Origin of the sequence: Saccharothrix australiensis, from assembly GCF_003634935.1 — a bacterium.
Lineage (GTDB): Bacteria > Actinomycetota > Actinomycetes > Mycobacteriales > Pseudonocardiaceae > Actinosynnema > Actinosynnema australiense.
On the sequence record NZ_RBXO01000001.1, the window covers coordinates 4,593,876 to 4,614,323 of the forward strand.

The 20,448-nt window shown below is 76.0% G+C and carries 14 protein-coding genes; 4 read left to right on the forward strand and 10 right to left on the reverse strand.

Annotated elements, in window-relative coordinates:
- The first annotated feature begins 23 nt into the window (after positions 1–23).
- Positions 24–1,004, forward strand: coding sequence for an alpha/beta hydrolase (locus C8E97_RS19670; RefSeq protein WP_170211915.1), 981 nt, complete (start codon positions 24–26; stop codon positions 1,002–1,004).
- Between the two features lie 83 nt (positions 1,005–1,087).
- Here C8E97_RS19670 and C8E97_RS19675 read toward each other — a convergent pair whose 3' ends face one another.
- Positions 1,088–2,074, reverse strand: coding sequence for an FG-GAP repeat domain-containing protein (locus C8E97_RS19675; protein ID WP_211347083.1), 987 nt, complete (start codon positions 2,072–2,074; stop codon positions 1,088–1,090).
- On the opposite strand from C8E97_RS19675, the gene C8E97_RS19680 reads away from it, so the two are divergent.
- From C8E97_RS19680 to C8E97_RS19690, 3 genes are all read left to right on the forward strand, one after another.
- Positions 2,067–2,660, forward strand: coding sequence for a helix-turn-helix domain-containing protein (locus C8E97_RS19680; protein ID WP_170211916.1), 594 nt, complete (start codon positions 2,067–2,069; stop codon positions 2,658–2,660). The genes C8E97_RS19675 and C8E97_RS19680 overlap by 8 nt on opposite strands.
- Before the next feature lie 973 nt (positions 2,661–3,633).
- Positions 3,634–6,981 carry an ATP-binding protein gene (locus C8E97_RS19685; RefSeq protein ID WP_170211917.1) on the forward strand — a complete coding sequence of 1,116 codons (3,348 nt, stop codon included), beginning with the start codon at positions 3,634–3,636 and terminating at the stop codon, positions 6,979–6,981.
- Positions 6,982–7,224: 243 nt separating this feature from the next.
- On the forward strand, positions 7,225–10,665 hold the full coding sequence (locus C8E97_RS19690; protein WP_121007036.1) for an ATP-binding protein: 3,441 nt from the start codon (positions 7,225–7,227) through the stop codon (positions 10,663–10,665).
- A gap of 342 nt (positions 10,666–11,007) precedes the next feature.
- Here C8E97_RS19690 and C8E97_RS19695 read toward each other — a convergent pair whose 3' ends face one another.
- The 9 genes from C8E97_RS19695 to C8E97_RS19735 all read right to left on the reverse strand — a co-directional run bounded on the left by C8E97_RS19695 (position 11,008) and on the right by C8E97_RS19735 (position 19,738).
- Positions 11,008–11,583, reverse strand: coding sequence for a helix-turn-helix transcriptional regulator (locus tag C8E97_RS19695; RefSeq protein WP_121007037.1), 576 nt, complete (start codon positions 11,581–11,583; stop codon positions 11,008–11,010).
- Between the two features lie 450 nt (positions 11,584–12,033).
- Complete coding sequence (locus tag C8E97_RS19700) at positions 12,034–13,224, reverse strand: zinc ribbon domain-containing protein (protein ID WP_121007038.1); 1,191 nt, start codon at positions 13,222–13,224, stop codon at positions 12,034–12,036.
- Entirely contained in the window at positions 13,221–13,772 is a 552-nt protein-coding gene (locus C8E97_RS19705) for a phage tail protein (RefSeq protein ID WP_121007039.1), read from the reverse strand. The genes C8E97_RS19700 and C8E97_RS19705 overlap by 4 nt, the downstream gene beginning before the upstream one ends.
- Entirely contained in the window at positions 13,769–15,724 is a 1,956-nt protein-coding gene (locus C8E97_RS19710; RefSeq protein ID WP_121007040.1) for a putative baseplate assembly protein, read from the reverse strand. The genes C8E97_RS19705 and C8E97_RS19710 overlap by 4 nt, the downstream gene beginning before the upstream one ends.
- Positions 15,724–16,134 carry a GPW/gp25 family protein gene (locus C8E97_RS19715; RefSeq protein ID WP_121007041.1) on the reverse strand — a complete coding sequence of 137 codons (411 nt, stop codon included), beginning with the start codon at positions 16,132–16,134 and terminating at the stop codon, positions 15,724–15,726. The genes C8E97_RS19710 and C8E97_RS19715 overlap by 1 nt, the downstream gene beginning before the upstream one ends.
- A complete protein-coding gene (locus C8E97_RS19720; RefSeq protein WP_121007042.1) occupies positions 16,131–16,451 on the reverse strand; it encodes a PAAR domain-containing protein in 321 nt (106 codons plus the stop codon). The genes C8E97_RS19715 and C8E97_RS19720 overlap by 4 nt, the downstream gene beginning before the upstream one ends.
- A gap of 207 nt (positions 16,452–16,658) precedes the next feature.
- Complete coding sequence (locus tag C8E97_RS19725; RefSeq protein ID WP_121007043.1) at positions 16,659–18,356, reverse strand: VgrG-related protein; 1,698 nt, start codon at positions 18,354–18,356, stop codon at positions 16,659–16,661.
- Between the two features lie 208 nt (positions 18,357–18,564).
- On the reverse strand, positions 18,565–19,293 hold the full coding sequence (locus C8E97_RS19730) for a CIS tube protein (RefSeq protein ID WP_246019021.1): 729 nt from the start codon (positions 19,291–19,293) through the stop codon (positions 18,565–18,567).
- 19 nt (positions 19,294–19,312) lie between these two features.
- On the reverse strand, positions 19,313–19,738 hold the full coding sequence (locus tag C8E97_RS19735; RefSeq protein ID WP_121007044.1) for a phage tail protein: 426 nt from the start codon (positions 19,736–19,738) through the stop codon (positions 19,313–19,315).
- Positions 19,739–20,448: the final 710 nt, after the last annotated feature.

The window sequence follows — 20,448 nt, forward strand, 5'->3', positions numbered from 1 at the left end:
CCGACACACCGGAGGACATCCCCGTGCCACGTCCCGCCCCGCGTCGCCGCGCGTCAGCGCTGGTGCTCGCCCTCCTCGCGACCCTGGTCAGCGGCGTCGCCGCGACCACCGCGACCGCGCACGCCGCGCCCGCCTTCTCGTCCGGGCACGGCATCGAAGTCCGGAACGTCATGCAGACCACGCCGCGCACGTACGTGGTCAACATCCACACCCCGTCCGTGGACACCAGGGCCCTCGCCTGGACCTACCACGACGTCGTCGTCACCCTGCCGTCGGACTACAACCCGCACGTCGCCTACCCCGTGCTGTACCTGTACCACGGCCGGGCGCAGGGTCCCGGCAACTGGCACAACGAGGCGAACATCGAGGCGGTCACGCACGGGTACCCGATCATCACCGTCGCGGCCGACGCCGGCTGGGCGGGCTGGGGCACCAACTGGGTCAACCAGTCCGCGGGCGCGCAGCAGTGGGACCGGTTCCACCTCGACGAGCTGATCCCGTGGGTCGACCAGAACCTCAACACCATCCGCGCGCGCGAGGGCCGGGCCGTCGCGGGCTTCTCGATGGGCGGCTTCGTGGCGATCCGCCACGCGACGCACCGCCCGTGGCTGTTCCGGATGGCGATCGGCATGTCCGGCGGCTACCACCTGGAGGACCAGCGGATGCGCGCGGCCGTCACCGGTCCGCTGCCGCAGAAGGGCCTGCCGCTGGACGGCCCGTTCGGCGCGCCGTGGGACGGCTCGTGGGGCTTCAACAACCCGTGGCACCGGGTGGGCGCCCTCGGGGGCGTGCACACCGTGCTGTACGCGGGCACCCGGCACGACGACCTGCTGGAGGCGCAGGCGCACCGGCTGACCTACGAGTTCCACCAGCACCTGCTGGCCAACGGCATCGGCAACAGCTGGATGGTCGAGTACGACTGCGGCCACTGGATCGAGTGCGCCGCGCGCGTCGGCATCGGCCGTGAGCTGCCCGTGATGATGGACGTGCTCCAGCACCCGTGACGGGCCGGCCACGTGTGGACGGGCGGTGGCGACCTCGTGTCGCCACCGCCCGTCCGCCGTCGTGGAAGAGGGCTCATGCTCGGCTAGACCGGGATGTCACCTCCCACACCCCACTGGACGGTGAACAGGTTGCGGGCGAACCAGTTGCCGTTGCTCGGCCGCCACACGGTGTAGTCCGTGCGGTTGTCGCCGTTGAAGTCGGCGGAGACGGGGATGTCGCCGCCGATCCCCCACTGCACGGTCGCGATGTCGCGCACGTACCACGTGCCGTTGCTCGGCCGCCACACGGTGTAGTCCGTGCGGTTGTCGCCGTTGAAGTCGCCGGTGACCGGCACGTCGCCGCCGACGCCCCACTGCACGGTCGCGATGTTGCGCACGTACCACGTGCCGTTGCTCGGTCGCCAGACGGTGTAGTCGTCCGTGTTGTCACCGTTGTAGTCGCCGACGACCGGAATGTCGCCGCCGATCCCCCACTGCACTGTTGCAATATTGCGCACGTACCACGTGCCGTTGCTCGGCCGCCAGACCGCGTAATCGGCGCGGTTGTCGCCGTTGTAGTCGCCGACGACGGGCACGTCCTCGCCGGTGCCCCATTGCACAGTTGCAATATTGCGCACGTACCACGTGCCGTTGCTGGGGCGCCACACCGCGATGTCGGTGATGTTGTCGCCGTTGTAGTCGGCGGCCACCGGAATGTCCCCGGCGATACCCCACTGGACGTTGAACAGACCTCTGACGTACCAGGTGCCGTCACTGGGACGCCAGACCGCGACCTCGCTGTTGCCGTCGCCGTTGAAGTCGCCCGCCACCCGCTGCGGCGAGGAGTCCGACGAGGTCGACGCCTTGCCGACCCCGTCGTCCGGCCCGGCGGCGGACGGGGTGGCCGGCGCGGTGGCCGGCATCACGACGGTCACCGCGACCGCGGCGACGACGACAGCGAGTTGTTTCGTGAAATTGCGCATGCCGGGAGTCTGCGACCGCTCGACAGCCCTGAAAATCACCTGTTCCGCCCAGCGGACCGGAAAGCGGCTTGCGGTTGAATGGCGACCCGAGGGGGTGCGGATGAACATGACCCGAGCGGAGTCGGAACGCAGTGTGCTCGACCGGGCGTTCACTCTGTTGGACGCGCTGGTGAGCCGTTCGGATGGAGTGGGACTCACGTGGATCGCCCATTATTGCGGAATACCGAAATCAACGGCCCACCGGCTGCTGCAACAACTGGAAGCGCTCGGCGTGGTGGAGCGGTCCGACGGCCGGTACCGGGTGGGCGCGCACGTGTTCCGGCTGGGTCAGGCGTGGGAGCCCTACCCCCGCCTGCTGGCCGCCGCCCGCCGCCCGCTGCACGACCTGGCGGCCACGACGCGGACCAGCGCCGTGCTGACCGTCCGGCGGCAGCGCGAGGTCCTGGTCGCGGCGGCGAGCCTCGCGCGGACGGAGGACGGGCCGCGACTGAGACCGGGGTGCACGGTCCCGCCCGACCTGCACTTCGTGACCACCCCGGTGCTCGCGCCGACCGGGCGGGCCATCGGCGTGGTCGGCGCCCTGGTACCCCGGCACGGGCGACCGGTCTTCTTCGGCGAGGCGGTCCGGCACGCGGCGCGGACCGTGAGCACGGCGCTGGCGACGAGCGCGACGCCGGAAGCGACCCGGCGCTGAGGGCGGCGCGGCACCGGACCACGCGGGCACCGCACGCGGACACCGGACCACGCCGGTACCCGGTCGTCGGTCGGCGGGGCCATCGGCACGCGGCTCGTCGGGCACGCGGGCACCGGGCGGAACGGGCACCGGGCACGCAGCCGGCGGGCACGCAGCCGGCGGGCACCGGATCGCGGGAAGGCGGGGGTGGACCGCGCACCCGCGCGGGGGTCGGGCTCCGGGCGGGTCGTCACTCAGCGTGCCGAGCCTGCCGAGACGCGCCCCGGCCGGGGCGGGGCCCACGTCGGCCGAGCGCTCCCGACCCCTTCGACAAAAGCGACAGGGAATCGATACCTTCGGCGGGTGGCGCCACTCCCCCACTGCTCCACCACGCCGTTTCGGCCGGACCGGACCGCGCCCCGACCGGGGGCCGGGCGACCTTGTTCCACTAACGCGCACTTTGTCGCGGAACCACCCGCACCCCGCGATGACCTGCCGTTATCGCGGTGTGCACGGGTGAATACCCGGCATTGGGCCGACGGTGCCGCACCCGCCGCGCACCGGTGTCCCGAGGTGGCTCGCGGACCGCGTCCGCGAGGTGGCACGCGCGTCCGCCGGCACGGTCCGGAGCACTCCGCCACGTGCGGCGCGACGTGGGCCGGAGCACGTCCGGCGGCACGCCGCGACCGGCCGGACGACCCGCGCCGTCGCCGCCGACCGCCCGGCGACCGATCGGCCGGACGCGCCACCCCATTCCCGAACGGCCGAATGCGGGACCACCGCAAATCCCGCGCCGGGCGCTGCCGGTAGTCGATGGCATAAGCGCGGTCCACCGGTGCGCAATCAAGCCCGTGATAATGTGAGGCGCTTACCCGGAAACGATGTGCACAACCACCCCGGTGCACAGGTCGAGTACGCGACGAGGCGGATTGCAAAGCAGGTACACCAGTGACGAAGCGTGGTCCGTTCGGTATTCCGCACCCGGTGGCATGACGTGACCGGGAGCGAGGCCCCGCCGCTCTCCGTCGCGCTGCTCGGCCCGGTGCGCGCGTGGCGGGCCGGTGTCGAGGTGGACGTCGGCGCCGCGCGCAGGCGCGCGGTGTTCGCGGTGCTCGCGCTGCGCGCCGGCCGGGTCGTCTCGCGGGACGAGCTGATCGGCGGCGTGTGGGGCGACGCGCCGCCCGCGACCGCGGACGCCAGCCTCTACACCTACGTGTCCGGCCTGCGCCGCGTCCTGGAACCGCAGCGCTCCAAGCGGTCGGCGGCGGGCGTCCTCGTGTCGGCGGGCGGCGGCTACTCGCTGCGCCTCGACCCCGACGGCCTGGACGTCGACCGGTTCGAGCGGCACCTGACGCACGCCAGGGAACTCGCCGACACCGACGTGCCGCGGGCGATCGCGGAGCTGGACCGGGCGTTGGCGCTGTGGCGCGGCGACCCGCTCGACGGCGTGCCGGGCCCGTTCGCGGAGGCGCAGCGGGCGCGGTTGCTCGAACTGCGGCTCGCCACCGTCGAGCGGCGCGCCGGGCTGGCGCTGGCGGTGGGCGACCACGCGGAGGTGATCGCGGGGCTGTCGGACCTGATCGCCGAGCACCCGATGCGCGAAGGGCCGCGCGCGCTGCTGGTCACCGCGCTGCACCGGGCAGGGCGGCGGGCGGAGGCGTTGGCGGCCTACCGGGAGGCGCACCGCGTGCTGGTGGACGAGCTCGGCCTCGAACCCGGTCTCGCGCTGCGCCGGGCGCACCGGGAGGTGGTGGGCGACGAGCCGCGCGACGCCGCGGTCGCGGTGGGACGCCCGCGGCGGGTGGAGGCGCGCGAGGTGGCCGGGATCGGCCTGGTCGGTCGCCGCCGGGAGCTGGTGCTGCTGCGCCGGGCGGTCGCCGACGTCGCCGCCGGGCGGGGCCGCGGCGTGTGGGTGGAGGGCGAACCGGGCGCGGGCAAGTCCGCGCTGCTGGCCGCCGGGCTCGCCGACGCCGTCGACGCGGGGTGCCGGGTGGGCTGGTCGGCGTTGGACGAGCTGGGCGGCCACCTGCCGCTGTGTGCGGTGCTGGACTGCCTGGACCTGACCGCCCTGTCACCCGACCGGCGGCACGAGGTGGACCTCGGGTCCCTGCTGCACGCGGACGGCGCGGCGGCGGACGCCGTGGACCGCCTGGTGGCGTTCGTGGCGGAGCTGTGCGCGCGGGGTCCGCTGGTGCTGGTGGTGGACGACCTCCAGTGGGCCGACGAGACGAGCGTCGCGTGCTGGCAGCGGCTGCTGGACCTGACGCGAAGGCTGCCGCTGCTGCTGGTCACCGCCGTGCGCCCGGTGCCACGGCGCGCGGACCTGGCGCGGGTGCGGAGCGCGGTGGCCGGGTCCGGCGGTGACGTGGTCGTGCTGGGCGCGCTGGCGGACGACGAGGTGACCGCCCTGGTGACCGACCTGGTGGGCGCGCCGCCGGGCGAGGGGCTGCGCCTGCTCGTCGGGCGGACGGGCGGGAACCCCCGCTACGTCCGGGGGACGGTGGACGCGCTGGTGCGCGACGACCTGGTGGAGTTCCGCGACGGCGTCGCGGAACTGCCCTGCGGCGGCGCGGGCGACGACCTGCCGCCGTCGCTGGCGACCGCCGCGACCAGGTGGTCGGGCTTCCTGTCGCCGGCGGCGACCGAGGCGCTGCGGTGGGCGGCGCTGCTGGGCGTCCGGTTCGCCGTCGAGGACGCGGCGACGGCGGCGGGCCGACCGGTCCCCGACTTCGCCGCGGCGCTGGAGGAGCCCCTCGCGGCCGGCGTCCTGGCCGACACCGGCTCGGGGCTCGCCTTCCGGCACCCGTTGCTGCGGCAGGCCCTCTACCAGGGCATGCCGGGCCCGGTGCGCAACGCGCTCCACCGCCAGGCCGCCGAGTCGCTGGCCGGCGCGGGCGCGGCGGTCGAGGTGGTCGCCGGGCAGTTGGCGGCGGCGCCCGCCGTCGTGGACCCCTGGGTGGTGGGCTGGCTGGTGGACAACGCCCACGCCGTGGAGCGGCGCGCGCCGGACGTGGCGGCCGGGCTGCTGCGCACCGTGGTCGACCAGCCCGCCGTCGACCCGGCGCACCGGGAACGGCTGGCCGCGCGGCTGGCCGACCTGCTGTTCCGGCTCGGCAGGCGTCCCGACACCGAGGCCAGGTCCGTGCTGGCCCGTGCCCGCGACCCCGAGCTGCTCGCCGGGATGCACTCGCTGCTGCTGCACCTGCGGCACCTCGACGGCGCGGCGGCCGACTCGGCGGAGGCGCTGCGGGCGGCGATCGCGGACGACGGGGTGCCCGCCGTCTGGCGGGCGCGGCTCGCGGCGCTGCTCGCGGCCTGGTCCGACGAGGCGGGCGGCACCGAGGACGACGCCGAGGAGGCGGCGTGGCACGCGGTGCGGCGCGCCGAGGAGGTGGGGGACGACTTCGCCGCCGCCCACGCGTGGCGGTCGCTGTGGTGGGCAGGCTCGGCACGCCTCGACCACGAGGAGGCGCTGACCCGCGTCGAGCGCGGCCTGGCCGTGGTGCGGGGTCGGGCGGACCTGCGCGGCTGGCACGCCGCGCTGTCGGCCTGCCGGGCGGCCACGCTGCGCCACCTGGACCGGCTGGCCGAGGCGGACGCCGCGCTGCGCGCGGGCCGCGCGGACGACCCGTCGGCGGGGCCGCTGCGCGTCGCCGCGACCGTGCAGGACTACTGGCTGGGCCGGTGGGACGACGCGGAGCGCGAGGCCGCCGCCGCGCCGACCGGGTCCGGGCCCGCGGCGCACGGCGTCGCCGCGCTCGTCGCCGCCCGCCGAGGCCGCCCGGAGGACGCGCGGGAGCACCTGCGCGCCGCCGCCGCGCGCGGACCCGGTGTCGCCACCGACCCCGACGCGGACGGTTTCCCGCCGCCCGCCGAGGCGTTCGCCGCCGAGGCCGCCGGACGCCTCGACCTGGCGACCGCGGCCCTGGAGCCGCTGCTGGGGGCGCGCCGCACCCCGACGCGGCACCAGTGGCTGCCCCTGCTCACGCGGTACGCGCTGGCGGCGGGCCGCCGCGACACCGCCGCGTGCGCGGCGCGGGTCTGCGCGGAGGACGCGGCGGTCGAGCGGGTGCGCGCCGGCGCGTCCGCCGCCGCGGCGCACTGCCGGGGCCTGGTCGACGGCGACCCGGCGCCCGTGCTGGCCGCGGCGACGCGGTACCGGGACGTGGGGCGGCCGGTCGAGGAGGCCGAGGCGCTGGAGAACGCGGGCGCGCTGCTCGCGGCGCGCGGCGACGGCGCGGGCGCGCGGGCGGCGTGCGCCGCGGCGCTCACCCGCTACCGCCTGCTCGGCGCGGTCCTGGACGTCCGACGGGCCGAGGCGCGGCTGCGCCGCACCGCATGACGGCGGCGAGGAGAACCCGATGACGACCTCACCGCCGTCCACGCCGCCGGAACACCGCCGACGACCCGACACCCGCGCCGACAACGGCCCGACGCCGGAACGCGGGAACGCGGGGCGGCCGGCCGGGGAAGCGGAAGCGCTGGGGAACACCGACCCGCCACCACCCGCCCGTCGCGGTCCCGCACGCCCGGCACACCGAGGCACCACCGCACCACACCACACGGCAACGGCGAGGAGGGCCCGATGACGGCGTCGACGGGTGCACCGCTGCGGGTCGCGCTGCTGGGACCGGTGCTCGCCTGGGTCGGCGGTCGCGAGGTGGCGCTGGGCTCCTCCCGGCAGCGCGGCCTGTTCGCCGTGCTGGCCCTGCGGCCGGGCGCGGTGGTGCGGCGCGACGAGCTGATCCGCGCCGTGTGGGGCGACGCCGCGCCGGCGACCGCCGAGGGCAGCGTCTACACCTACGTCTCCCTGCTGCGCAAGGCGTTGGAGCCGGACCGGCCGCGCGGCGCGGCGTCCCGGCTGCTGGAGTCCATCGGGTCGGGCTACCGGCTGGTGCTGGAGCCGGACGCCACGGACGTGGTCGAGTTCGAGGCCCTGGTGCGGCGGGCGCGGCAGCAGCTCGACGGCGGCGCGCCGCGCGCCGCGCTGCGGACGCTGGACGCGGCGCTGGCCCGGTGGCGCGGCACGCCGCTGGCGGGGCTGGCCGGTCCGTTCGCGCGGACGCACCGGCAGCGGCTGGACGAGGCGCGGTCCGCCGCGCGTGAGCTGCGCGCGGAAGCCGCGCTCGCCGCCGGGGCGCACGTGGAGGTGATCAGCGAGCTGGGCGCGCTGATCAGCGAGGAGCCGCTGCGGGAGCGCCCGCGCGAGCTGCTGATGTCGGCGCTGCACCTGGCCGGGCGCAGCGCCGAGGCGCTGGAGGTGTTCCGCGAGGCCGAGCGGGTGCTGCGTGCCGAGCTGGCCGCCGAACCCGGTCCGGGCCTGCGCGCCGCGTACGACCGGGTGCGCGGCGCGCGGCCGGGCGCGCCCGCGCTCCAGCGGGAGGCCGAGCGCGTCCTGCCGCCACCGGACCGCGGGCCGGCGGAGCCCCTCCTGCTGGGCCGCGACGCCGAGCTGGCCACCGTGCGCGGCCTGGTGGCGGACGTGGCCGCCGGCCGGGGCCGCGCGCTGTGGGTCGAGGGCGAGCTGGGCATCGGCAAGTCGACGCTGGTGGGCGCGGCGCTGGCGCGGGCCGGGGCGGCCGGGCTCCAGGTGGCGCACGCGGCGGCGGACGAGCTGGGCGCCCGGTTCCCGCTCCGGCCCGCGCTGCACGCCCTGGGCGTCGAGGAGGGCTCGGCGGACCCCCGGCGCGCCGAGGTCGCGCGGGCGCTGCGCGACCGCCGCCCGGTGGCCGGGTCGGTGTTCGCGGGCGGCGACCCGACCGCCTTCGCCGTCGACCGGCTGGTGGCGCTGGTGGAGCGGCTGTGCGCGGACGGGCCGCTGCTGCTGGCGCTGGACGACCTCCAGTGGGCCGACGACGACACCGCGGAGCTGTGGCACCGGCTCGGCGCGGCCACCGGCAGGCTGCCGCTGCTGCTGATCGGCGCGGCGCGCGGGGTGCCGCACCGCGCGGGCGTGGCGCGGCTGCGGCGCGACACCGAGTCCCGCGGCGGGGTGGTGCTCGACCTCGCGCCGCTGTCCGACCGCGCGGTGGCGGGCATCGTGGCCGCGCTGGTCGGCGCGGAGCCCGGTCCGGGGCTGCGCCGCATCGCCGCGCGGATCGGCGGCAACCCGCTGTACGCGCGGGAGCTGGCCGACGCGCTGGTGCGCGAGCGCGCCGTGCGCGTCCGGAGCGGGCTGGCCGACGTCGCGCCGGACCTGCCGGACCGCGTGCCGAGGTCCCTGGTCTCCGCCGTGGCCGACCGGCTGGACTTCCTGTCACCGGCCACCCGGCAGGTGCTGCGGTGCGCGGCGCTGCTGGGCGGCGAGTTCGCCGTGAGCGACCTGTCGGTCGTGCTGGGCCGCCCGGTGCCGGGCCTGCTGCCCGCGTTCGGCGAGGCGATGGCGGCGGGCGTGCTGCGCGACGCGGGCACGCGCGTGGCCTTCCGCCACCCGCTGATCAGGCAGGCGCTCTACGAGGGCACCCCGGCGGCGGAGCGCGCGGAGCTGCACCGGCGGGCGGCGCGGGAGCTCGCGGCGGTGGACGCGCCCGCGGAGCACGTGGCGGAGCAGCTGCTCGCCGCCTCGGAGGCCGACGAGGTCTGCGCGGAGGCGGTGCGGTGGGTGCGGGAGCGGTCGCCCGCGCTGGTGCACCGCGCGCCGCTGGTCGCCGTCGAGCTGCTCCAGCGCTGCCTGCGCTCGCCCGCCGGGCGCGACGACCCGGACGGGGTGCTGACCGCGCACCTCGGCAGCGCGCTGTTCCGGATCGGCCACGACGCGGCGGCCGAGGAGCAGGCCCGGCGCGCGCTGCCCCGGCTGCGCGACCCGGACCGGGTCGCGGAGGCGCGCTGGACGCTCGCCTACGTGCCCCACCGCGCGTCGCGGCCGGACGCCGCGCTGGCGGCGCTGCACGAGGCGCTGGCCGACCCGGTCCTGACCGACACGTGGCGCGCGCGGCTGCTGTCGCTGCTGGCGCTGGTGCAGCGCGCGGGCGTGGGCGACCTGGACGCGGCGGCGGACAGCGCGCGCCGGGCCATCGAGGCGGGCAGGCGCGCGGGCGACCCGTTCGCGGTCGGGCAGGCGCTGGAGGTGTGGTGGCAGGTCGACGCGGTGCGGCGGGACTACGTGCGCGCGGTCGGCCACCTGGATCGGGCGCTGGAGGTCGTCGGCACCGATCCCGGCCTCACCGACCTGCGGCTGGTGCTGCTGGACAACCGGGTGTTCACCCTCCAGTGCCTGGACCGGCTGGACGAGGCGACCGAGGCGCTGCGCACGGCCTTCGCCGAGGCGGGTCCCGGCACGCCGCTGGCCGGCCTGCACGTCGCCGCCGCCGTGCACGGGTTCTGGCTCGGCGACTGGGACGACGCCGCGGCGCGGCTGGACGCGGTGCTGTCGGACGAGCAGGCGTTCACCGGGTTCGGGCTCCGCGACGGCGGTCCGGCGCTGCTGCTGCACGGTGTCGCCGCGCTGATCGCCGTGCACCGCGACGACGGGCCGCGGCTGGCGGAGCACCTCGCCGCCGGGGCGGCGCTGCCCCTGGTGACGGCGGCCGACCGGGAGAACTGCGACTTCCTGGTGGCGGCGCGGGCGCTGGCCTCGGCGCGCGACGGCGACCACGCGGGGGCCCTCGCGCTGCTGGGCCCGATCCTTGACCCCTGTTACGCCCAGATGCTGCTGCGGCACCAGTGGTTGCCCGAGCTGGTGCGCCTCGCGCTGGCCTGCGGCGACCGGGGCACGGCACGCGCCGCCGCGGCGGCCTGCGAGGAGGAAGCGGCCAGGGAGACGACCACGGCGCGGGCCGCCGCGGCGGCGATGCGCTGCCGGTGCCTGGTCGAGGGCGACGCCGAGGGGTTGCTGGACGTGGCCGCGCACTACCGGTCGGTCGGTCGGACCTTCGAGTTGGCGCAGACGCTGGAGGACCGGGCGGTGCTGCTGGACCGCCGGGGCTCGGCGGTGGAGGCGACGGAGGTCCGGCGTGAGGCGGTGGGGCTCTACCGGGGGATGGGCGCGGTGTGGGACGTGCGCCGGCTGACCGGGCGCGTCACCTGACCCGGCCGCGACCGGCCGGGGTGCGCACCACCGGGTGCGCCGGCTCGGGTGGGCGGCTCGTCGCGGCGGGCAGACGGCCCGCCTTCGTCGGTGGCCGGTTCGTCGCGGCGGGCGAACGGCGCGTCACCGCAGGCTTCCGGCGCTTCGCGACGGCGCGTTGCGACGCGGGTGGGCGGGTGCGCCGACCGCTCTGTCGGCGACCGGTGCCCGGCGCGCCGTCACCGGGACCCGCGACCACCGGCGCGCCGCCACCGGACCGGGCAGGGCCCGCGCCCGGCGGCGACGCGCCACCAGACCTGCCGGCGCCGCGGACGTGCCCCGTCCACCGCGGCCTCGGCCACGTCAGATCACGCCCTTGCGCAGGGCGTAGGCGACCGCGTGCGGCCGGTTGCGCAGGTTCAGCCTGCTGGTGATGCCGTAGAAGACGTTCTTGATCGTCCGCTCCGAGTAGCAGAGGGTGGTCGCGATCTCCGCGGTGTCCAGCCCGTCCGCCATCAGCCGCAGCACCTCGACCTCGCGGCTGGTGAGCTTGCCCCGGTCGGACGCGGGCGTGGTGAGCTGCTGCTGCAACCGCCGCACGTGGTCCAACAACTCCGCCACCAGGCTCGGCGGCATCACACCACCGCCCGACGCCGCCGCGAGCACGCTGCGCAGCACCCGGTCGCCGGTCGCGCCCGCCCGCGGCAGGATCGCCACCACCCGGCACTCCACGGCGGTGAGCACGTCGGCCTCGCCGATCTCGTCCAGCACCAGCACCACCGGTACGGGCGCCTGCGCCGCGAGCTGGCGGAGTCCCGCCGCCGCCTCCTCGGTGAGCCGGCCGACCGCCACCACCGCGACGTCGGGCTTGATCCGTTGATCCGGCCCCACCAGCGTGATCTCGGGCCTCGACCCGAGGTAGCTGGAGAGACCGGCCATGCTGAGGTGATCCGTGGCCTGGACGAGGACTCGAACCCGTTGCTCCACCACTGCCTCCCACAGTTCCGGCTTGCACCACCGATTCTGGGAGGAGCGGCTTCACGCGTTCTCAATCCCGTCTACAGAGCCTTCAAACGCCGCCGTCTGCACGGCTGTGGACGGGCATCCGCACGGCCCCGCACGCGGCTTCGCCACCGGGGTCGGTGCACGGGTCGGTACAGCGGGCCGGTAAAGCGTCTCACGACGCCGGGCCGAGGTCGACCACCTCGTCGTGGTCGCCGGGAACACGAACCCGATGGTGGGCCCCTCGGCGGTGGCGCGGGCCGCCCGGCGGCAACCGCTGCCCCGCCGTCCGACGACCGTGCCCGGAAGTCCGGAGCGCGGTTCCGGGGGCGAGCGGTTCCGGAGGGCGGGCAGGAGGCGTCGGGGAGGCGGGGTCGAGCGCACGGGTCAGGGGCGGCGGAAGAACTCGACCTCGCCCAGCGCGATGTGCGCACCCGGCGTCAGGCCGGACGCGGACCGCACCACGACCGCGACGCGCACCACGTCGCTGATGCCGGTGGCCGTCGGCTGGGGGCCCGGCCGGTCGGCGAGGGTCACCGGCAGGGTCCGCCGGACGCCGTCCGCCGTGGTCACGACCAGGTCCAGCGCCGACGGCCGGGCCTGTGCGGCGAACTTGTCCGCCTCCGCCGACGCGCCCGCGTGCACCACCACCGACAGCAGCCGGAACGGCGAGGCGAAGGTGAACTCCACCGAGTCGCCGACCGCCGGCGCTCCCCAGTAGCGGTTCGACAGCCCGTCCGCCGCCGCGGCGGCCAGGTGGCCGGGCACCTCGGCCGTCGCCTTGACGCCCGTGGGCGCCACCGCCTGCGGGGTGGCGAGGCGGTCGCGCAGGTCCTCCCACAGCGCCCCGGCGTACGGGTGGAACAGCCACGCCGCGACCACCAGCGCGACCACCACCAGCAGCGCGGTCAGCCTGCGCAACCACCGCGAGAGGTCGCCGCGCCACCGCCACCGGCGGCGGGACCCGGCCACGGCGTGGTCGTCGGGGTGCAGCGGGGTCGCGCAGCGACGGCAGAACCGGCGTCCGGGCGGGTTGGCGGTGCCGCAGTTCGGGCAGGGCGGACCGTCGACCGCGACGTCCGCCGCGGTGGTCGGCAGCGGGCGCTTCGCGTCGGGCCTGCCCGGCGGGACCGGTCCGAGGTACGCCGCCGGCGGGCTCGTGGGCCCGCCGCTCCCCCGCCCGCCCGTTCCGGCGTCATCTCGCGCATCCGCCGCGACGCCGTCCCGACCGGGCCGGGCACCGCCGCCACCCCGCCCGGCACCGCCGTCACCTCGACCAACACCGCCGCCACCCCGTCCGGCACCGCCGTCGTCCTGGCCGGCACCGCTGCCACCCGAGCCGGCACCACGATCCCGGCCGGCGCCGCCGTCGTCCCGAGCGGGCGCGCCACCGCCGCCCGCTCCCCCGTCCGGTTTCCGACCGGGTTCCGCGTCACCCGTCCGAACGGGCGGCGACGCCCCCTCCCCCGCGCCCCGACCACCCGCCGGGAGCCAGCCCAGGTAGTTGCCGCAATTGCCGCAGAAGTCGTCGGTGTCGCCGACCACCACACCGCACTGCGGGCACGACCGCGCGCTCACGTCCCCTCCTCCGGCAGCACCTCGACGACGCACCTCAGGTGCACCGGGCACACCGAGGCCACCAGCGCCTCCACCCGCGCCCGGTCCACCGGCCCGGACCGCCCCGGCCGCACCCGCACCACGACCACCTCCGCCGGGCCACCCGGCAGCGCGGTGTCCGGCGTGGTCGACCAGCGCGCGGCGGGGCCGTCCAGCACCTCGGCCCGCACGTCCAGCGCCAGCGCCAGCCGCTCGACCAACCCGCGCGCGGTGCCCCGCCGGTGGTGCGCCGCCACCGCCCGGCGCACCACGGCCCGCCTGCGCGCCTCGGGCCACGCCGGGTCGAGGTCGGCGGCCACCCAGGACGCCAGCCAGGCCACGAAGTCCTCCGGCGCGAGGGCCGGGTCCAGGTACGCGGCCAGGTTGTCCAAAGTGGACAGCACGGCGGACAGCACCGCGTCCAGCCCGGCGGTGAACCGCTGGGTGAGGTCGTCCGCCGCGTACAGGCCGGGCAGCAGCGCGCCGATCGGGTGCGTGCTCGGCAGCTCCGGGAGCGCGGCGCGGCTCACGGCGCGTCCACCGCGACCTGGTGCTGGTGCGAGAACACCAGCGCGTTCGGCGCGATCTCCAGGTGCTCGACGGGCGCGCCGCGCGCACCGGTGAGCGGGTTGGCCGGGAACAGCCGGACCTCCCGCACCAGCGACACGCCCGGAACCCGTTGCAGCACCGCGAAGACCTCGCCGAACTGCACCGAGCGGCCGAACTCCCACCCGACGCCGTCCGGGCCGCCGCGCAGCGGGTTGAGGTACCGGTACAGCGCGTCCAGCGCGGCCTCGTGCACGCGGTTGGCGCTGCCCGGTTCCGGTGCGGCGAGCCGGGCCACCACGGTGATCCCCTGGTAGCGCGGCGGTTCCACGACCAGGCGGGTGCCCAGCAGGCGGCACTCGTCCAGCCGCCGCGTCACCGCCGCCAGCACCTCCTCGGTCGGCATCAGCTGCTCGAACCGCAGGCGGTCACCCTCGTCGGCCACCGCGTCGGGCACCAGCAGCACCCGCGCGCCACCCGCCCCGCCGCCCGCCTCGCCCGCGACGGGCAGGCACCGCACCCGCGCCAGCGACGGCACGGCCTGCCGGGCGATCAGCTCGTAGTCCCCGGCGGTGACGGCGCGGTCCCACACCCGCAACTGGTGCGGCACCCGCAGCTTCGCCTCGGCCACCGTCTCGGCGTCCACGCCGCCGAGCGCGGCCTCCCGGTTCTCCACCTCCGTCACGTACGGCTGGGAGCTGCGCAGCACGGAGATCGCGCCGCGCGCCACGTTGCCCGCCCGGCCGCCGCCGGTGCGGTAGCGCGGCACCCGGAGGTGCGCGCCCTTGGGCGGCACCGCCCCGTATCGGCGCAGGGAACCGTCGGCCTCGCGCACCGCGGGCGGGAACAGGAACTCGCCGGTGCTCGCGTCCAGCACCACGTGCCGGTCGTCCGGCCCGGAGGAGCCGAAGTCCTCCACCACGGTCCAGTCCTCCCAGCCCGCGCCCGTCGACACCCGCACGACCACGGGGTCGCCGTCGAGCAGCACCGGCGCGACGGGCAGGGTGAACCGCTGGCCCGGCACGCCCGCCGACTCGCCCAGCGGCACGTCGACCTCGACCTCGGCGTGCTCGACGGCCGTCGTGCCGCCGACGGTGAACGCCTCGGCTTCCCGCACGGTCGGCGACTCGGCGTAGAAGGGCTGGTCCGGCAGCGGTTCGGTCACCCGGCAGCGCAGCCAGCCCGCGCGGTGGCCGCCCACCGCGGACGCCGTGTGCCCGGCGGGCACGTGCAGCACCACCTCGCCGGGCCGGTTGAGGCCGCCGGTGCTGTCGTCGTCGGTCGGGCAGGCGACCCACGCCTGCCCGTCCCACGCCTCCCACACCAGCGGTGGCTGGCGCGGGTCGACGCCGATGCCCTCGACCCGGCTGTCCAGCCGCAGCACGACCGCGCAACGCGGCACGGCGGAGGACAGGCCGAACAGCGTGGCGTCGCCGACCGCGGGCGCGGCCTGGAAGCACCGCACGTCCCGGCCAGAGTCGAGATCCCTGGTGCGGTCCACGTAGTCGCCGTCCGCCGACCTGGTCACCAGGCGCGTCAACGAGCACGGCACGATGGGCAGGTCGTGGGTGGTCGCGAACACCACGGCCTCGGCGGCGTCGCCGCCCGCCGTGGCGACCTCCGTGCCCGCGGGCAGCAGCACGGTGTCGGGTTGCGGCGCGGACAGCCAGAACGTGACGTCGGCCCTGGCCGCCGTCGGCGGGAACAGCCGCGCGCCCAGCAGGTCCAGGAACGCCAGGTAGTTCTTCTCCGGCACCCGGTTCAGCCGGTAGACGAGCTGGTCCACCATGTGCGCGAAGGTCTCGATCAGGGTGACGCCGGGGTCGGAGACGTTGTGGTCCGACCACTCCGGGCAGCTCTGCTGGACGTACCGCTTGGCCTCGTCCACGAGCTGCTGGAAGCGCCGGTCGTCCAGGTTGGGCGCGGGCAGCACCATCAGCCGGCACCGCCTTCCTCGGAGGGGATCGTGTAGAAGGGGAAGACCAGGTTGCGCTGGTCGTTGGTGGCGCGGATGGTGTAGCGCACGTCGATGTAGAGCGTGCCCACCTCGACGGCGTCGAAGGCCACGACGACGTCGGCGACCTCGATGCGCGGCTCCCACCGGTCGAGCGCGATCCGCACCTCGCGGGCGATGTCGCCGGCGGTGGCGTGGTCCGCCGCGGCGAACACGTGCTCGTGGATGCCGCAGCCGAACTCCGGTCGCATCGGGCGCTCGCCGGGCGCGGTGCCCAGGATCAGCCGGATGGCCTCCTGGATCTCCTGCTCCCGCTCGACCAGCGCGATGCCGCCGGTGGCGGACAGCCGCAGCGGGAAGCCCCAGCCGCGGCCGATGAAGTCGGTGTTCACAGCACCCCTCCGACGAACACCGAGCGCGCGCCCAGGACGATGCCGGCCTGGCACACCGAGCGGTCGCCGACGACGGCGAGCGGCGCGCCGCCGACGAACACCGTCGGGGGTGGCGCGGGCCTCGGCACGATCACGTTGGACGGTCCCAGCGCGGGGTGGTCGGGCAGCTTGGGGCACGCGTGGACGCTGCCGACGACGGCGGCGGGCACGCCTTCGATGAGCACGGTGGCCGCTTTCGCCGCCAACGGGGGCGACGCGGGGGTCACGAGGACGCCGCCGTGGGACGTCTTGTCACCCAGCCGGGCAGCGGGGCGCATGGGGAACCTCCTCGGGTCGTGGTGGTGATCGGTGGGGCTCGCGGGTGGTGGCGGTCGGGCAACCGGCTCAGAGCCAGCCGGATCAAAGCCAGCCGGACCGAAGACAGCGGGACCGAGGACAGCGAGGTCGAAGGCGGCGAAGTCGGAAGCGGGGGTGTCCGAGGCGGCGTGGTCGACGGGGCGGCGGGGTCCCGGTGGGTCAGTGGGTCAGTTCAGGCGGATCATGCGGCCCTTGATGCGCACCTGCCCGTTCCCGGCGTCGAGCGTGATGCCCGTGGCGTCGATCCGCAGCGAGCCGAGGACCCCGCGCCCGCCCGGTCCGCGCACGGTGAGGTCGAGCCGGCCCCTGCGCTCGTCGAGCTTGACCTCCAGCCGCTGGTCGCCGCTGGCCAGCCGGACGCCGGACTCGCGCGCCCCGTCCAGCAGTTCCAGGCGGTTCCCCTTGCGGGACACCAGGGACCTGCGGTTGACCTTCCCGCTGCGACCGTCCACCAGCGGCAGGTCGTGCGGCGACGGCTTGTCCACCCCGTTGTAGAGGCCGCCCAGCACGTACGGCCGGTCCAGGCTGCCCTGCTCGAACCCGACGAGCACCTCGTCGTTGACGTCCGGGCTGAACACCCCGCCGCCGCCGACACCGCCGAGCTGCACCGTCCGCACCCAGTCGGTCACGTACTTGTCGTCCAGCCAGGGGAACTTGAGCTTGACCCAGCCGCGCTGGCCGCCCGTCTCCCTGATGTCGGTGACGATCCCGGTCGCCAGGCCGGGCATCCGGGGCAGCTCGACGGAGTTGCCGCCCGCGACCAGCCCCGCCAACGAGCGGTCGTGCGACGCGCTGACCACCACCGTGGTCCGGTAGCCCGAACCCGGCTCCAGCACGTGGCTCACGGCCGTCGCGGTGTAGCGCCCGCTGAACGCCTCGCCCACGTTGCCCAGGGCGATCGGCACACCCGCGCGCAACTTCGGGTTGCCCTCGACGACGGCCTCCAGCTCGGCGAACCCCGCGCTGATCGACGCCTCCAGCGACCGCGCCGCCGCGGTGGCCTCCGCCTGCGTCGAGTACGGCACGTCGGTCACCAGCGCGCGGTTCCTGGTGCGGAACGCCCTGCTCGCCGTCGACGCGGCCAGGCCGGGCACGGAGGTCTTGCTGCGCGTGTTGTTCTGCACCGCCACCAGCGCCTTCTTCCGGGCCACGTCCCAACTGCGCACCTGCACCCCGTTGGCCTGCTCGGTGCTGCTCAGCGAGGCGCGCAGCACCAGCAGGTTGCGGCCGAACTCCAGCACCATCGGGTTCTTCGCGGCGGAGGTGGTCGGCGCGGGCGCCTTGGCCGCGGGCGTGAGCTTGGTGAACTCCAACCGCCCCTTGTCGTCCACGCGGACGACCGCGCCGTGCTCGCGGGCCAGCATCTGGAGGAAGTCCCAGTCCGACACACCGGGCTGGCTGAGGTGCCGGTAGGTGATCTGCGACGTCTCGACCCGGCCGACGGCCAGCCCGGCCGACTTGGCGACCTTGGCGACGATGGCGGACGCGGTCATGTTCTGGAACGCCTCCACCCGACGGCCGCGGAACAGCCGGTGCGCCTTGCTCATCGCGCGGACGACGGTGTACGCGCCGGTGGCGTCCACGTCCATCTCGATCGCCGTGACCTCGCCGTTGAACAGCAGCTCCGTGGCCTGGGACCGCACCGACGCCACGGAGATCCGCAGCGGGGAGCCGATGGTGATGCCGGTCTCCGACAGCAGTTGCCGGTTGCCGTCGTGGTAGGTCAGGACGGCGGTGTCGGGCACGCCGACGTTCTCCTCGACCACGCAGCTGACCAGTTCGTCGTCCCACGCGCCGTCCACCGGGCCCGCCGCGACGACGATGGGGCCGGCGGCGAAGGACCGCCCTGCTTGCTCCTGGCTCATCGGTCCTCCGTGGGTCGGGCTGCGGGTACGAGTCGAGCGGCGGGCGCGGATCGGGCGGCGGGCAAGGGTTGAACGGCGTGCGCGGATCGGGGTGCGGGCACGGGGTGTGGTGCCGGGTGGGCGGGCCGGTGCGCCCGCCGGGCACCGGTCGCCGCGGAGGTGGCGTGCCCTGCTCGGTCGCATCGGGAGCGGGGTGGTGGCGGTGGCGTCATCGGGCCTCCTCCGCTTCCGGGTCGGCGCCCTCGACGCCGGGCAGCAGCAGTTCCGCACCCGGCACGAGCACGAGCGGGTCGTCGATCCCGTTGGCCTCGGCGATGACCCGCCACGCGGTCGCGTCGCCGTACTCGCGCCACGCCAGTTGCGGCAGGCTGTCACCGGCCACCACGCGGTGGGTCCGGCGCGCCTCGCGCGAGCCGGACGTCGGGTTCTGGCCCGGCGTGTCGTGACCGGCTTCCTCGATCGACAGCGAACAGGTGGCGCGCAACGGTTTCCCGTCCACGTCGAACAGCGAGTAGGCGACCGACAGGCTCGACAGCACGCCGTCGAACGACACCGACTTGGCGGTGCCCCACTCGAACCGGACCCACGGGCTCGCGGGCGTCTTCTTCTGGATGCTCTTCTTGGTCGGCACGCAGGCCACCATCAGCTTCTCCACGCCCGCTTCCACGGAGTTGTCGTGGGTGGCGGTGGCGTCGAGGAACACGTCCACGCTCAGCGTGCGCGGCCCGCTGCCGACGAACTCCGGCATCGACGTCTGGCCGGCCATCCGCGACGGCGAGCGCCGCCACTCTACCGACTTCGCCAGCGCCAGCGTGCCGGGGTTGAACTGGAACTGGACGGTGGACATCCTCGCTCCCGGCTTCGCGCCGACCCGCGCGGGCGGTTCCATGATCACCAGGCGGGCCTTGACGAGGCTCGCTCCGGGCTTCGGTGGCACGACGTGGTCCCCTTCCGCGTCACGACGCCTGGAGGCCCTCGTGGGCGAACTCCAGGGTCTCCACGGCGGCCTGCGACTGGCTCGGGTCGAACGACGGGCCCTGCCAGCGGATCGGGATGACGCCGAGGACCTGCCAGCGGACGATCGGCGTCAGGTCCGGTGCGAGCGCGACGATCTCGCCGTCCTTGCGCTCGGCCCGCTGGACGACCTCGTTGAGCCACCTGAGGACCTTGGCGGAGTCGGCGGTGACCGGCCGGGTCATGGTGATGTTGGACCAGGTGATGCGCGACGGCAGCTGCCAGGCGAACCCGTTGTTGCCGCCCTCGGCGAACCGCTCGACCTCGACCTCCGCGCCCAGTCCCTCGCAGGTGTGGAACGCGCCCAGGTCGTTGCCCGCTATGGACAGTTGGAAGAAGACGCTGCTGGCGAAGACGGTGTCGGTCATCGGGTGCTCCTGTCGTGCCGGTTCAGCGGCGTCGGTCGTGCAGGCGGCCGACGCGCTCGCGGCCGGCGCGCAGCTCGGCGCGCAGCAGCCTGGCGACCGGGTCGATCAGCTTGCGGGCGAGGTCGTCGAGGTCGAACGCGGTGGGTGTCGCGGGGGTTCCGGGTGCCGGTGGCGGGGTTGCGGGGGCGTGTGTGGCGGGGCCGTGCGTGGCGGGGCTTCGGGCGGCAGCGGCACGGCTGGACGGGGTGCGGCCGGACGGGGTGTTGGTGGCAGGGGTGTTGGTGGCAGGGGTGCGAGTGGCCCGAGCGTTCGCGGTGTCGGGGACAGCCCGGCCGTTGGGTGCTTCCCCGCGCTGGACGACGGTCGGGTTGGCGACCGTGAAGTCGTGCCGCGCCGGGGCGCTCCGGACCTGGTGCCCGGTGGTCTGCCGTTGGACGGGAGTCCGGCTGACCGGCATCGGTCCGGCGGCAGCGGGCGGTGGTGCGGTCGGCGGCGTGACAGGGGGTGTCGCAGAGGGTGTCCGTGGACTCCGGTTCGGTGGAGTCGGGCGGGCTTCGGCCTTCGGAACGACCGCGGCGGTGTCGACGGTGGAAGGCGCGGTCGCCCGGTTGGTGGGAGCCGTCGGGCGCGGTGATGCGCCTTCGAGCAGCGCGCGCATGGGCGTCCACCGGGGCTCGACCACCCGGCGCTCCTGCGGGGCGGGCGAGGCG